The sequence below is a fragment of the Acinetobacter sp. Ag2 genome (genome assembly GCF_001005515.1).
Lineage (GTDB): Bacteria > Pseudomonadota > Gammaproteobacteria > Pseudomonadales > Moraxellaceae > Acinetobacter > Acinetobacter bereziniae.
Map to the genome: position 1 here is coordinate 26,563 of NZ_LBNA01000048.1, position 13,790 is coordinate 40,352.

The window sequence follows — 13,790 nt, forward strand, 5'->3', positions numbered from 1 at the left end:
CCTATTTCTGATAACCTGCGTGCCAACGCAATAGATATTTTTCTAAGAATTGTGCGAATACATCGGCAAGCTTGCCGAGAAGGGCATACAGTAAAATACCGACAAGGACGATGTCTGTTTGTAGAAACTCACGGGCATTCATGGTCATATAACCAATTCCAGATTGAGCAGAAATAGTTTCTGCAACAATAAGTAAGACCCAAACTAAGCCCAATGAAAAACGTAAGCCAACCAAAATGGATGGCATTGCGCCTGGTAAAATAATTTCTTTATACAATTGCCAGCGATTTAAACCATAGCTTTTCCCCATCTCAATTAACTGGGGATCGACTGAGCGAATGCCATGATAGGTATTGATATAAATAGGGAAAAATACGCCAACAGCCACTAGAAATAATTTTGCAGATTCATCAATACCGAACCATAAAATCACAAGCGGTATGAGTGCTAAAGCAGGAATATTTCGAATCATTTGCAAGGTCGTATCCAGTAGATTGGATGCAACTTTCGAAGAGCCATTGAGTAAGCCTAAAATCAGACCTAAGCCCCCCCCAACCAATAGCCCGAGTAAGGCACGTCCTGCACTCACTTTGACATGTTGCCAAAGTTCACCGCTGACCAATAATGTCCAAAATGCCGATACAACAGCTGTAGGTGCTGGAAGAACACGACTTTCAAGTAAGCCAGTTTTCGAGGCGATTTGCCAAATGACAATGAGTAAAATTGGAACAATCCAAGGCAGCAAGCGCTGCCCAAATTGCTTTGTTCCACGTGAAACGATATGACTTTCCTTGTTAGGGTTTCGCTTGACTATGGCATTCATGCGAGCTCCTTTAAAGGCTTTTTATTTTCCTCAGGTGTGTAGTTGTTGGCAACAATTTCCCCAAATGGTCCAGTTAAATTTGGTTGGGTGAGTTTTTTACGTGTTTCCAATGGAAGTAATGGGAATACCAACTCAGCAAAACGAATGGATTCTTCCAAATGCGGGTAGCCAGAAAAGATAAATGTGTTGATACCCAAGTCTGCATATTCTTGGATACGGTCTGCAACTGTTTGTGGATCGCCCACCAATGCTGTACCTGCACCACCACGAACCAATCCAACACCTGCCCAAAGGTTTGGAGAAACTTCAAGTTTGCTACGATCACCATTGTGTAGTTCTGCCATGCGGCGCTGACCGACAGAGTCCATTTGTTTAAATTTCTTTTGAGCCGCTGCGATGGTTGCATCATCGACATACTGAATCAGTTCATTGGCTGCTTGCCATGCTTGTTCATTGGTTTCACGAACAATCACATGTAAACGGATACCATAACTTAACTGGCGTCCTTTGGCTTCAGCACGTGCTTTAACCACTGCAATTTTTTCTTTTACCGCAGCAGGTGGTTCACCCCAAGTTAAATAAGTATCGACTTGCTCAGCTGCCAATTCGATGGCGTCTTCAGAAGAGCCACCAAACCAAAGCGGTGGATAAGGGGCTTGAATAGGGGGATAAAGCAGTTTGGCATCATCAACACTCAGGCGTTCACCATGAAATGTAAAAGATTCACCTGTATGTGAACGCTTTAAAATTTCACGCCAAATGGTGGTGTACTCCGCTGCTGTTTTATAGCGTGTAGCATGATCTTCATATAAACCATCCCCTTTTAATTCTTGTTCATCACCACCTGTAACGAGGTTAAGTAGAACACGACCATTGGATAAACGGTCAAAAGTAGCCGCCATACGTGCTGCGAGGGCAGGTGTGGTTACACCTGGGCGCAAAGCAACCAAGAATTTTAAATTTTTAGTGGCATCAATTAAGCTTGCTGCCGTGATCCACGGATCTTCACATGAACGACCTGTTGGAATAAGTACACCTTCATAACCCAAATTATCGACTGCAACAGCAATTTGTTTCATATAGGCATGATCGACTTGTCGTGCGCCTTTGCTGGTTCCTAAATAACGACTGTCACCGTGAGTGGGAATAAACCAGAAGATTTTCATATCATGCATCCTTAAAAAAGTTCAAATACTATTTCGCAGTCCAAACAGCTTGTTTAATCTCTATGCTATTTGGAATAATTTTGAGTTCGCTAAAGCGATTTGCGAGTTGTTGTTGGTCTGAAATCACTTTGGCTGAAAGTGGAGCAGCACCTGAGGGGCGAGGGCGTCGATCAATAAAAGTCTGACTGACTTGTGGTTTTAAGCCCGTGCTTTGACCAATTGATTGTGCGGTGGCAACACGGTTGGTCTGCACCCATTTATCTGCAACATTAATTTGTTGGATAATGCCTTTGACTGCTTGAGGATATTTTTTTAAAAATTCAGGTGACGCCAAGTAAAAAGTATAATTCGGACTTAAACCTTGCCCTGAAGCAAGTACACGGGCTTGATCTTCAATCTGCGCAGAAGCAAAGAATGGGTCCCAAATCGCCCAAGCATCGACGGCTCCTTTTTGGAAAGCGGCGCGTGCATCAGCAGGAGTGAGCCAAATGGGTTGAATATCCGACCATTGCAAGCCAGCTTTACGTACAGCTTGAACCAGTAAATAGTGAGCGCTCGAACCTTTTTGTAGTGCAATACGCTTACCTTTTAATTCGCCGAGTTTGGTTATTTTTGAGCTTTTCGGTACTAAAATTGCCGAAGCCAACGGTTTGGCCGCTTCATAGGCAATATAATACAAAGGCTTATTGGCTGCTTGTGCGTAGACTGGTGGCGTATCTCCTGTGACACCTACATCCAGTGAACCAACGGCAAGAGCTTCAAGAATCTGTGGTCCTGCTGGAAATTCACTCCAAGAAATCTTGGCATTGGGAAATTCCTTTTCATAGAGTTTCTGTTGTTTGGCAATTGCAAAGTTAATCGAACTTTTTTGAAAACCAATACGCAATTCTTTCACTGTTGGGTCGATTGCCCACACCGAAGTTGACCCAAGCATTGCACTACAGATCAACATTGTTGTCATTGCATGTGTAGGAGCATTGAACCATGATGATGTTTTGTGTTGTACAAAGTGTTGGGTCATTTTGATGTCCTCATTACATCGCATTGTGCGAAATTAGTGGGCTAATACAGCCGCTTGAATATTGATTTTGTTTGGAATAAGTTTTTGTTGATAAAAAGCATCAGCGACATCTTGTTGCTTTTTCACCACATCATTAGAAATCGGACTTACCCCAAAACCCATCCGTGAAATGGATGTATTGAGTACATCAAGCGGTAAGCCTGTTGGTTTTTCTAAAAGTTTTGCTGCATCAGTTTGATGTTGAGATACCCATTGTGTGGTGGTGTTCAATTCATTCACCACGACCTTTAAAACATCGGGGTGTTGTTCTGCAAATTTACGATCAGCCAAATAAAATTGATGGTTATTCACCACATTTTGACCAGTAGCAATCACTTTTGCATTGAGCTGTTTTTCAGCAGCAGCAAAGAACGGATCCCAAATAACCCACGCATCGACTGCACCTTTTTCAAAAGCAGCACGTGCATCGGCAGGCGGTAAGTAGACCACTTGGATATCATCCAATTTTAAGTGATTTGCCTCCAATACTTTGAGTAAAAGGTAATGTACGTTAGAGCCTTTGTTCAGGACCACACGTTTACCTTTGAGGTCTTGTACCGATTGAATAGGTGAATCTTTAGGGACAATCAGTGCCTCAGCCAAAGGTGCAGCAGGCTGATTGGCAACGTAGACCAGATTGGAATTTGCCGCTTGAGCAAAAATAGGAGGTGCTTCACCTGATTCGCCAAAAGATACGCTCCCCACATTTAAACCTTCTAGCAATTGTGGACCAGCAGGAAACTCAACCCATTTGACATTGACCCCTTTTTCTTTAAGTGCTTTATCTAGGTCACCACGAGCTTTGATAATCGGCAATACACCATATTTTTGAAAACCAATATTTAAAGTCGTGCTTTCTTGTGGTTTAGAACATCCAGTCAGCATCATGATGGTGGCAAGGCTTGCACTTAGAAAGGAGATTTTTTTCCATGAAGGTTGAAATAAGTGCGCCATGAGTCACGATGCCTGTGTAATGTAAAAAGAATGAGCATCAGCTTAAAAGGCTTTGTATTTTCAAAAAAATAAGTTTTTGATGATTGCTAATGAAAAAAAAAGATAAATGATTAAATGCTAAAGTTATCGTTAAATTAGAAATATAAAATTAATATTCTATAAAAATAGAAAGTTATAAGAATATGAAAAGTATAAATTTATTGTTTTTATTTAGATTAGGAATATAGATTCCATGATCATGCATAAGCAAAACATCTCAGTCATGGAATCTATTTAGATAAGTTTAGATGTAAATGTGATAATTCATAGAACTCAGTTTGTTTTGAGGATCAGGCAATCCGTTTTTTAAATACCATTGAATTACGTTGATAGTTATATAGGGCTTGCCGCGCTTCTGGTAAGTCATCCACATTCGCCAAGTCAAAACCATGCTCTAAGAACCAGTGTGCTGTTCGTGTAGTGAGAACAAACAGTTGTTGAATGCTTTGCTGGCGTGCATGTTCTTCTAGGAAATGGAGAATTTGACTGCCTCGATTCGATTTACGATAGCCAGGATGGACAGCAACGCAGGCGATTTCAGCGGAGCTTACTTCATCATTTGAAGCAGGAATTGGGTAGAGTGCGGCACACGCTAAAATTGTACCGTCTCGCTCGATGACAGCAAATTTATCAATTTCAGTTTCAAGTCGTTCGCGTGAACGATAGACCAAAATCCCTTCTTCTTCTAATGGGCGTAATAAATTGATTAAACCACCTACGTCACCGATATTTGCCATACGCACTTCTTCATAATGTGCATCTGTGATCATGGTGCCATGCCCATCTCGGGTAAAGAGTTCTTCAATTAAAGCGCCATCATATGCATATGAAAGGAGGTGCACGCGATTGACCCCTTTTAAGGATGCCTGTTTGGCATTGTGTAAATGCAATGCAATTTCAAAATTTGAATCTTGATATTTTTCAATGTGTCTATCAAGTTGGTGTGGGGTAATTTCACGTTTTAATTGACCGTACTCATCCATCAAGCCTTGTTGACTACCCAAGAAAATCAACTTATCCGCTTGCATGTGAATGGCGGTTTTTGTTGCCACTTCTTCTGCGAGTAAATTAAACACTTCACCAGTGGTTGAATAGCCTGTTGGACCTAATAGCACAATATTTTGATTGTCTAGATGACGTTGAATCGCCTCAGTATCAATGGTTCGAACCTCACCAGTGAGCTGAAAATCAATCCCATCTCGAATACCGTAAGGTTTTGCCGTCACGAAGTTACCCGATACAACATCAATGCGAGCACCAAACATCGGTGAGTTGGCGAGCCCCATAGACAATAAGGCTTCAATTTGTAGTCGAATCGAACCTACAGCACTCATCACACAGGGTAAAGAAGCACGTGTGGTAATGCGACGATTGATATGAATCGGACTCTGAATTTTATTTTGGAGCAAATTTGCATTGATTTGCGGGCGCGCGCCGTGGACCAAAATGAGTCGGATACCTAGTGAATGCAATAGTGCAATATCATGAATAATATGCTGAAAATTTGGATGTTCAACGGCTTCACCACCAAACATCAATACAAAGGTCTTGCCCCGATGGGCATTGATATAAGGTGCAGAATGACGAAACCAATGCACATATTCTTGCGCTGTGCTTTGCGTTGTTTCTGGATTGTCAGTTTGCATACCTATCTCAGTATTGTTGATTGCTATATGATGATTCTAAACAAAAATAACTGAGAAATAATAGTCAAAATAAAAAAAGCACTCGAACGTGGGAGGACGAGTGCAAAAGGGTTATTCATTTCACAATTAAATCTTGAATATAAGATGAAAGTTCACATATTAAAAAGGAAGTGATTGACATTGCATTTGAAGCTCCGGTATCAACACATTTCCTTTCGATCTATGGATAAACTTAATCCTGAAATATAGAGAAATAATGAAGATATCCATGAAAATATGTAGTTGAAAGCATTGTTAATTCAATAGAATTGTCATGTATTTCTCAAAATATTAAAAAAACCCAAGCACAGTTGGGTTTTAGTTTATGTTAAAAATATCAGCCGATGACACGAATAATGCGGTGATTTTTTTGGTTTACCAATACATAGTCGCCATTGATTCTATACCACTGTTGATACTTTCCTGGCTTGGATAAATGACGATAGTTTTTATAGTTGACATGATAGCGAGAAGAGCCAAATTGAGAAGGTAAATACTGACCTGAACGCCAATGGCGGCTTGGAATAACGGTATTGCCATAATGCTTGTTGTTGTTCCAACGATGATCATTTCGATGATCCCAACGCTGTTGTTCATAACGGTGCTGTTGATCTCGATGGTCTACATGTGGTGCAGCGATAGCTGAAGTGGTTATCAGTGCCGCCATCGAAAGTGTGATCGTGGTTAAAATGCTTTTCATTTGATTCACCTGAATTTAACTTGTGTCCTTTGATGCTTTCAAATTACGCAAAAATTAGAGATAAATGGTGAGGATGATTTAGTTGAATTGTGAAATGTATGAAGATTTGATGAAGGCAGCCAATATCCTTATTTTTCTCGGTCCTTAGAAATCTCAAAGTCGTATCTCTGCTGTGGAAATCGACAAAATGAGAGGCTTGATACGCAAAACGATCAATTGCTCAATGAGCTTGAAAATAAAACGAACAATCTGAAGTTAATTTTAATAAAAAAACCCTCCTTGGGAAAAGGAGGGTGAGGAAGGCGTTGAGTTTTAACGGATGGATAAAGCAAACAGAATAGGGACTGTGCTTTTGATCATTTTAATATTAACGGATGACTCGAATAATATGGTGGGTACGTTCGTTCACAAGTACATAACGACCATCAACTTTATACCAACGCTCAAATTTGGCTGGTTTGTGAAGGTTTTTATAAACACGATAATCATTCACATAGTAATGATTGTCATGGTAGCGTTCAGGTAAAATTACACCTTCTCGCCATTCAAATTTTTCATGACTAGCCATAGGGCGATGATCACGACCATGATCCCAATCTGCCATTGCTGAGGTTGCGATTAAGGCACTGAGAGAGAGCGTGATTGCGCTGATAACTTTTTTCATTTGAATTGACCTTATAAAACGGATGATCTATCCGATGATTAAAAATTACTCCCGAATTTTAGATAAAAAATGGAGAAATATCATTGAATTGTGAATTTGCATGCAAGTTCTATAAATTATTCTCATCGCTTGTAAAAGCAGAAATTGAGCAAAAAAAAAGCTCAAACGAAAAAGGTGTTTGAGCTTATGAAATTGAAATATTGATCAGTGTTACACAGACTACATGCCACGGATACTCACAATATTATTGTTATCAGAATCAACTAGGATATAGTCATTATTAATTTTATACCATTGTTGATTACGTGAGGGTTTTGGTAGATTCTCATCCTTATAATCAACTTTATAGCTGTTTCCTCTGTAATGTTGTGGCATTACATAACCCATTTGCCATTTATGTTGCTGTAAACGCTTTACACCACGTTCTTCTCGCTCCCGACGTTGCTCTTGAATATTATCATCGTCATTCCCACGAAAATTACGCCCACGCTCACCGCGATCACGCTTACCTTGGTCATAACCATGGTCATTGTCAAAATGAGGACCTGCAATGGTAATTTGAGTCGTCAGCAGTGTTGATAGAGAGACTGCGATGATCGCTAAAATCTTTTTCATAATCATCCTCGCTTATCCAGTGTGTTTATTTTGACCTCACTACTGTACTGCTAAATTGCAGAGAAACTGTGAAGAAAATTCAGTTTTTCATTAAAAAATACAGACATAATCAAAACATATTTCTGAAAAAGTGAAAAGGGTTATCGTAATGCTTTGAACCACAAACGCTCATGTACTTTTCTTTAGTGCACATTTTATGATTAAAAAAATGTAAATATTTATAAATATTGTTTTTAGCTGAGTTGAAGCGTAGCGTTAACTCAGCTTTGATCAAACGGTCTAGTACCATTGGTCATTCATATCCTTGAGACAATTGATCGCTTTGATAATATTTTCTGCTTGATAAGCATCATCCAGTGCTTGAATAAAATCATTTGGCAGTTGTAATTGTTCAATTGAACGGATGATCTCTACTTTATATTTTAAATCAGTCATGATTCATTCCTCTCTAGATCTGGTTTTGTTGAGGAAAACTATAAAGGACCTTATGTGATTTGAAAAACTGGATATAATTATATTTTTAATTGAATAAATCGATTTAAGTGACTTTCTAAATCTAAACTTTGATGATGTTTATAAAAAATTCACTCAACAATATTTTCCCCTCACTGATCACAAGCGCGGTGAGGGGAAAATCAATCAGTCTTGTGCGTCGATACTTTCGCCATTTAATGAAAGACTGTCATCACCCATCAAGTAAAGATATGCTGGCATAATTGATTCTGGTGACGGTAGCACTTTTGGATCTTCATCAGGATAGGCTTTGGCACGCATTGCCGTACGTGTACCACCGGGATTAATACAGTTATAGCGAATATTCGGATAAGTATTTTCTTTGGCAAAAATTTTACTCACCGCTTCAATCGCTATTTTTGATACCGAATAAGCACCCCATTGTGCGCGTGCTTCTCGTCCAACACCTGAGCTTGCAAAGACCACCGAGGCATGTTCAGATTTTTGCAATAAAGGCAGGAGTTCTTGGGTCAAAACAAAAGGAGCACGTAAATTCACTGCCATCACATCATCCCAAACTTCTTCGGGATAGTTTGCCAGTTCCACACGTTCGCCTAAGATACCCGCATTATGTAAAATACCGTCTAAACGTCCAAATTGCTGTTCAAGCGTATCAACCAAAAGTTCGTAATCTCGAGCGGAAGCAGTTGAGAGTTGTAAAGGTAAAATCGCCGGCTGCGGCGCACCTAATGATTCAATTTCATCATAAATGACTTCAAGTTTATTGAGCGTACGACCATGTAAAACGACAGTGGCACCGTGTAAGGCATAGCTGAGTGCTGCTGCACGCCCAATACCGTCTCCCGCACCCGTAATCAGGATAATTTTATCCTTCAATAAATCTGGGCGAGGTTGATATTCTGAATATTTCATGGGAGACCTCCTATAGTTGTTATGATGTGATTTGAGTTTCAATATAAAAACATTGAAACATCATATTCAAGATGTTTCAGTGTCTTTTTATTATCTTGTTAGAACAATTAAAGAATTTTTAACAATTCTAAATGTTGACAAGTTTCTTGATAACTTGATGTAATTCATCAACATTATCCACAATACAATCCGCTTGCCAAGCACCTAAATCATCTTTGTACTGTAATGGTAAATAACCATAAGCAGCAAGGATGGTATACATCTGCGCATTTCGTCCAGCATCAATATCACGAGGATGATCGCCTACATAAATGCATTGTTCTGGGGCAATATCAATCTGTTTTGCAGCTAAATACATTGGCTCAGGGTCAGGTTTAGTCTGTTTCACGTCTTCTGGGCAAACCAGTACAGCACAACGCTCAGTTAAATTGAGTGCTTGAAGTAACGACTCACTAAGCCAACGAGGCTTATTGGTCACAATACCCCAAGGAATCTCATTGCTTTCCAACTCCGCTAAAAGCGGATACATCCCTGCAAAGAGATCTGTATCAACGGCAATGTCTGCACCATATAAATCCAAAAAATGTTGGCGATGAGCGAGAAAAACTGGGTCATCAACTTCAAGTTCTGGATAAACCAGCTTGACCATCGCGCGCGCGCCTTCAGAGACTTGGGTACGGATCAAATCTGCATCGACAACAGCACGCCCTTCATTTCTGCACATATCTTGGATGATGCGAATAAAATCTGCGGCAGTATCAATCAAGGTGCCGTCTAAATCAAAAAGAACAGCTTGCATCAGACACCTTCATTCACGGTATATACCATATAGTTCACGTCTACATTTGCTGCGAGCCAATAGTGTTTGGTGAGCGGGTTGTAATGTAAACCTGTCATATCTTTAAGTGTTAAACCAGATTGACGAATGTCATGAGCCAGTTCTGAAGGCTTAATGAATTTGTGATAGTCATGCGTGCCTTTTTTCAATAGACGTAAGACATATTCTGCGCCAATAATCGCAAACAGATAGGATTTTGGATTACGGTTAATGGTGGAGAAAAACACATGACCATTTGGTTTTACTAACTTCTGACAAGCTTGGATAATTGAAGCAGGATCAGGCACATGCTCCAGCATTTCCATACAGGTCACAATATCGTACTGACCTGCTTGCTCTTCAGCCAGTTGTTCTACAGGGATTTGTCGATATTCAATATTATGAACATTTTCCTGTTCTGCATGTAAACGTGCCACATTGAGTGGCGCTGCACCCATATCGATACCCAAAACATCTGCACCACGACGAGCCATGCTTTCAGCCAAAATGCCGCCACCACAACCAACATCGAGGATCTTCTTGCCAGTAAGACCATTGGCATGTTCGTCAATCCAATTTAAACGTAATGGATTGATTTGATGTAAGGGTCTGAACTCAGAGTGCTGATCCCACCATAAAGCAGCTAATGCTTCAAATTTAGCAATTTCCTGTGGATCAACATTAAGTTGCGACATGTTCGTCACCTCTAAGTAAATTGTTTTAATCAAAAATTAAGTTCAGTTATGTTAGGGTCTGTTGAGATTTGATACCTTGGTTGTACTTTAGGCTAAAATTTATTCAAACAGATATGTAACCGAGTTAAGGGCTATTCCCTTACCGAGTTCCATAGCGAGGTTTGGGTGATCTTTGCCAAAAGTCTTGGAAACAATGGTATGTTTTGACATGACTCGGTGATGAATAATTTATTTAGCATAACTAAATTTCATTATGAATGCCTTGTATGACTAAAAAATACCGATTGTTGAAACCATAGATTCATTCTCGACAGACCCTAGTGTAACCATAAATCCGAAAAAAGCGATGAATCGTGTAAAAAACTTCACAGAAGGAAAACGATTTTCTCATATTTGTTTTATAGTGAATGCATAAGCTATACAAGACGACTTAGAGGACAATAAAGTCAATGAAAAAATTTATTTTAGGTGGCATGACCGCAATGGTGATGGCATTTTCTGCAAACATCATGGCCGCTGATTTTGTTGCAGGCAAAGATTATACCGTTGTTCAAAATCCTGGAAAGGTTGCAGTACCAGGTAAAATTGAAGTACGTGAATTTTTTTGGTACGGATGCCCACATTGCTTCAAATTAGAACCACATATGCAAACGTGGTTAAAGAAGATTCCTAAGGATGTTAACTTTATTCGTACACCTGCTGCGATGAATCCATTATGGGAACAAGGTGCGCGTGCATACTATGTCAGTGAAGCACTAGGTGTACGCAAACGTACACATTTGCCTTTGTTCCATACTAACTTTTCAGGTAATCAACAAGTTCTCCAAAAAGATGCCTTTGCTAAATTCTTTACGCAATATGGCGTACCTGAAGCAAAATTCAACAGCATGTATAGTTCATTTGCGATCACAGCAAAAATTGCTGAATCAAACCAGTTGGCACAACAATATCAACTTTCTGGTGTACCAGCAGTTGTGGTCAACGGTAAATATGTGGTTCAAGGTGAAGATGCTAAAGTGACACAAGTTGTTGACTATCTTGTAAATAAAGAACGTACAGGAAAATAAGCCTGATCAGTTCAGAAACCCGCAAATGTTTGCGGGTTTTTTTATATCTAAAGTGTTTAGACGATGTTTAAGCCAGTTTTCGTTGACCACTTTTAAAAGCATGTTGATGACTCAAACTCACAATCAACAGCGCGACAATAAGCAAACCCAACATATAATGTGGAAAGCTTGAAGCCCCTGTGTGATTCAAGATCATGCTACCGAGCCATCCACCAGCTGCGACTGCTAAATTAAAAACAGTGACCAACATCGATTGTGCAACATCGGCATCTTCCTGAGCAGCATCGGCAAGTGCTGTCTGTAAGAGGGTAGGCGCTCCACCAAAGGTCATTCCCCAAATTGCGATACAGGCAAGAACGATCAGATCGTTATGAATAAAAATCAGTAATACGCAACTCAATGCAAAAACAATTAGGCTGATTAAGGTGAGTATTCTTAGATAACGATCTACCCACAAACCCACCAGCCAAATACCAAGAATGGAGGAGAAACCAAACAACATCAGCACAAGATCAAGATGCTGACCTAATTCAATATGAGTTAAATAAGGTGCAATATAGGTATAGAGCATATTGTGTGCCAAGATCCAAAATAGTAAGACAGCCAGAATCGGTAAAATGCCAGCGCTCGAAACTACCCGTGTAATAGACTTATTGTGTTGCTGGGGCTGACTTCGAAAGTCTGGAATCATGGCACGTACCCAAATGATCAGGATCAGTGCGAGTACAGACATTGCCCAAAAGACCTGATTCCAGCCAAACAAATGACCAAACCATGTTGCTAAGGGTACTCCCAGAGATAGAGCCAAAGGTTGACCAACACTGGCAATCGCCAAAGCTTTGCCTTGCAGATGAAACGAAACTAAGCGTCGTGCATAACCTGCCAGTAATCCCCAAATCACACCTGCTGACATACCTGCAAAAAAGCGCGCAACCAAGATAAAATAATAGTGCGTTGAAATTGCGGTGAGACTATTAAAGATCAATAAACCTGTAATTGCATATAAAAATAAAGGGCGCCTGTTCCAGTCTCGTGTCAAGGTGATGACAGGGATTGCGGCAATCACAGACCCTAAGGCATAAAGCGTAATAAATTGACCTGCTTGAGCTTCTGTGATTGCCAGTCCCTGACTGATTTGTGGTAGTAATCCAGCAGGTAAGGTTTCTGTCATGATGGCGAGAAAGCCTGCTAAGGTAAAAGCAAGCAATTGCAATACAGGTAACTTTTCAACAGTTTTGTTGGGTGATGGCTGCTTTTGAGATTTTTGATGATCAGACATGGGGGATTTCCTGTGCTGTGATAAGGTGGCATGCCTGTCTAGTCCATTGAGCTTGTAATGGGTTTGTTGTGATCTCCCTTGCATGATCAATAGAGATTGATAAATTAAATTTATTCATATGGTTGGGTGTGAAAATTTTCATCATATTTAATCCTTGTTATAGCAAGATCACTGTGTTGTTGTGTTCTTATTGGAATGATTGTTCCAAAATGGTTGAAATAAAAAGCCAAAATCTTGAAAGCATTTTGACTTGTCGAATTAGAGAGATAACATTGTTATATCAATGACATGTTGTAAAATTTTTTGTCTTTCTGCTAAATCACTACCTTTACCCAGTATTCGCATTCCCTGAATGGTATTGACCAAAAAATAAGCCAATGCTTCTGGATTTTTATCAATTGAAATCTCACCGCTATGTTGCCCATCAACAATGATCTGTGCTAAAGCTTGCTGAAGACGTTGAAAATTATGTTGTACTTGCTGAGCAACATCTGAGTCATGTGCAGCAAGTTCTAAAGCAGCATTGGCAACCAAACAGCCTTTCTGTTGTGGATCTTTTAATTCATCCTCAAGAATTGAAAGCAATAATTGATGTATGCGTTCTTGAACAGACGTATCCCCAGTCAGTTTTTGAATATTTGCAGTAGTGATTGCCTGATAACGTTTTAATGCTTCCTGATAGAGCTTGTGTTTATTTTCAAAAGTATTATATAAGCTGCTACGTGAAAGCCCTGTACCATCTACAAGGTCTTGTACAGAAGTTGCAGCATAGCCTTTTTGCCAAAAGACTTGCATGGCAGCATCGGCAATTTCATCTGGTTCAAATTCTTTGTTACGCAT

At 39.8% G+C, this 13,790-nt stretch carries 15 protein-coding genes; 1 reads left to right on the top strand and 14 read right to left on the bottom strand.

The features are described from left to right. Position 1: 1 nt before the first annotated feature. From ssuC to ubiG, 12 genes are all read right to left on the bottom strand, one after another. Complete coding sequence (ssuC, locus tag AAV97_RS09930) at positions 2–823, bottom strand: aliphatic sulfonate ABC transporter permease SsuC (protein WP_004832223.1); 822 nt, start codon at positions 821–823, stop codon at positions 2–4. Then, positions 820–1,989 carry an FMNH2-dependent alkanesulfonate monooxygenase gene (ssuD, locus tag AAV97_RS09935; RefSeq protein WP_046760453.1) on the bottom strand — a complete coding sequence of 390 codons (1,170 nt, stop codon included), beginning with the start codon at positions 1,987–1,989 and terminating at the stop codon, positions 820–822. Before ssuD ends, ssuC begins: the two co-directional genes overlap by 4 nt. Before the next feature lie 28 nt (positions 1,990–2,017). Next, positions 2,018–2,950 (bottom strand): sulfonate ABC transporter substrate-binding protein, encoded by a 933-nt coding sequence (locus AAV97_RS09940; protein WP_227561129.1) that lies wholly within the window; start codon positions 2,948–2,950, stop codon positions 2,018–2,020. A 93-nt stretch (positions 2,951–3,043) separates the two neighbouring features. Further along, positions 3,044–4,003 (bottom strand): sulfonate ABC transporter substrate-binding protein, encoded by a 960-nt coding sequence (locus AAV97_RS09945; RefSeq protein ID WP_005034761.1) that lies wholly within the window; start codon positions 4,001–4,003, stop codon positions 3,044–3,046. A gap of 329 nt (positions 4,004–4,332) precedes the next feature. Next, positions 4,333–5,688, bottom strand: a complete 1,356-nt coding sequence (gene argA / locus AAV97_RS09950; RefSeq protein ID WP_046760454.1) for an amino-acid N-acetyltransferase — start codon at positions 5,686–5,688, stop codon at positions 4,333–4,335. 376 nt (positions 5,689–6,064) lie between these two features. Next, entirely contained in the window at positions 6,065–6,427 is a 363-nt protein-coding gene (locus tag AAV97_RS09955) for an RcnB family protein (protein WP_009584329.1), read from the bottom strand. 367 nt (positions 6,428–6,794) lie between these two features. After that, positions 6,795–7,091, bottom strand: coding sequence for an RcnB family protein (locus AAV97_RS09960; RefSeq protein ID WP_005034756.1), 297 nt, complete (start codon positions 7,089–7,091; stop codon positions 6,795–6,797). A 219-nt stretch (positions 7,092–7,310) separates the two neighbouring features. After that, positions 7,311–7,706 carry an RcnB family protein gene (locus AAV97_RS09965; protein WP_004832208.1) on the bottom strand — a complete coding sequence of 132 codons (396 nt, stop codon included), beginning with the start codon at positions 7,704–7,706 and terminating at the stop codon, positions 7,311–7,313. Between the two features lie 279 nt (positions 7,707–7,985). Further along, positions 7,986–8,141 carry a hypothetical protein gene (locus AAV97_RS21210; RefSeq protein WP_004832203.1) on the bottom strand — a complete coding sequence of 52 codons (156 nt, stop codon included), beginning with the start codon at positions 8,139–8,141 and terminating at the stop codon, positions 7,986–7,988. 204 nt (positions 8,142–8,345) lie between these two features. Beyond that, on the bottom strand, positions 8,346–9,092 hold the full coding sequence (locus tag AAV97_RS09970) for a YciK family oxidoreductase (RefSeq protein ID WP_004832201.1): 747 nt from the start codon (positions 9,090–9,092) through the stop codon (positions 8,346–8,348). Positions 9,093–9,219: 127 nt separating this feature from the next. After that, positions 9,220–9,894, bottom strand: coding sequence for an HAD family hydrolase (locus AAV97_RS09975; protein ID WP_167387379.1), 675 nt, complete (start codon positions 9,892–9,894; stop codon positions 9,220–9,222). After that, positions 9,891–10,604: a bifunctional 2-polyprenyl-6-hydroxyphenol methylase/3-demethylubiquinol 3-O-methyltransferase UbiG gene (gene ubiG / locus AAV97_RS09980; protein ID WP_046760456.1), complete on the bottom strand. Its 714-nt coding sequence runs from the start codon at positions 10,602–10,604 to the stop codon at positions 9,891–9,893. Before ubiG ends, AAV97_RS09975 begins: the two co-directional genes overlap by 4 nt. A gap of 449 nt (positions 10,605–11,053) precedes the next feature. Between ubiG and AAV97_RS09985 the strand changes: the two genes are divergently transcribed. Then, the gene (locus tag AAV97_RS09985; protein WP_046760457.1) at positions 11,054–11,671 is read left to right on the top strand and encodes a thiol:disulfide interchange protein DsbA/DsbL; all 618 of its coding nucleotides are present in this window, start codon (positions 11,054–11,056) and stop codon (positions 11,669–11,671) included. 67 nt (positions 11,672–11,738) lie between these two features. Here AAV97_RS09985 and AAV97_RS09990 read toward each other — a convergent pair whose 3' ends face one another. Next, entirely contained in the window at positions 11,739–12,950 is a 1,212-nt protein-coding gene (locus AAV97_RS09990) for an MFS transporter (RefSeq protein WP_046760458.1), read from the bottom strand. Between the two features lie 258 nt (positions 12,951–13,208). Beyond that, the gene (locus AAV97_RS09995; RefSeq protein WP_046760459.1) at positions 13,209–13,790 is read right to left on the bottom strand and encodes a TetR/AcrR family transcriptional regulator; all 582 of its coding nucleotides are present in this window, start codon (positions 13,788–13,790) and stop codon (positions 13,209–13,211) included.

What these genes read in the sequence shown, in the direction of transcription:
- AAV97_RS09965 (WP_004832208.1), bottom strand. Translation starts at nt 7,706, where the DNA reads ATGAAAAAGATTTTAGCGATCATCGCAGTCTCTCTATCAACACTGCTG.
- ssuD (WP_046760453.1), bottom strand. Translation starts at nt 1,989, where the DNA reads ATGAAAATCTTCTGGTTTATTCCCACTCACGGTGACAGTCGTTATTTA.
- AAV97_RS09985 (WP_046760457.1), top strand. Translation starts at nt 11,054, where the DNA reads ATGAAAAAATTTATTTTAGGTGGCATGACCGCAATGGTGATGGCATTT.
- AAV97_RS09960 (WP_005034756.1), bottom strand. Translation starts at nt 7,091, where the DNA reads ATGAAAAAAGTTATCAGCGCAATCACGCTCTCTCTCAGTGCCTTAATC.
- argA (WP_046760454.1), bottom strand. Translation starts at nt 5,688, where the DNA reads ATGCAAACTGACAATCCAGAAACAACGCAAAGCACAGCGCAAGAATAT.
- AAV97_RS09940 (WP_227561129.1), bottom strand. Translation starts at nt 2,950, where the DNA reads ATGACAACAATGTTGATCTGTAGTGCAATGCTTGGGTCAACTTCGGTG.
- AAV97_RS09955 (WP_009584329.1), bottom strand. Translation starts at nt 6,427, where the DNA reads ATGAAAAGCATTTTAACCACGATCACACTTTCGATGGCGGCACTGATA.
- AAV97_RS09995 (WP_046760459.1), bottom strand. Translation starts at nt 13,790, where the DNA reads ATGCGTAACAAAGAATTTGAACCAGATGAAATTGCCGATGCTGCCATG.
- ssuC (WP_004832223.1), bottom strand. Translation starts at nt 823, where the DNA reads ATGAATGCCATAGTCAAGCGAAACCCTAACAAGGAAAGTCATATCGTT.
- ubiG (WP_046760456.1), bottom strand. Translation starts at nt 10,604, where the DNA reads ATGTCGCAACTTAATGTTGATCCACAGGAAATTGCTAAATTTGAAGCA.
- AAV97_RS09970 (WP_004832201.1), bottom strand. Translation starts at nt 9,092, where the DNA reads ATGAAATATTCAGAATATCAACCTCGCCCAGATTTATTGAAGGATAAA.
- AAV97_RS21210 (WP_004832203.1), bottom strand. Translation starts at nt 8,141, where the DNA reads ATGACTGATTTAAAATATAAAGTAGAGATCATCCGTTCAATTGAACAA.
- AAV97_RS09945 (WP_005034761.1), bottom strand. Translation starts at nt 4,003, where the DNA reads ATGGCGCACTTATTTCAACCTTCATGGAAAAAAATCTCCTTTCTAAGT.
- AAV97_RS09990 (WP_046760458.1), bottom strand. Translation starts at nt 12,950, where the DNA reads ATGTCTGATCATCAAAAATCTCAAAAGCAGCCATCACCCAACAAAACT.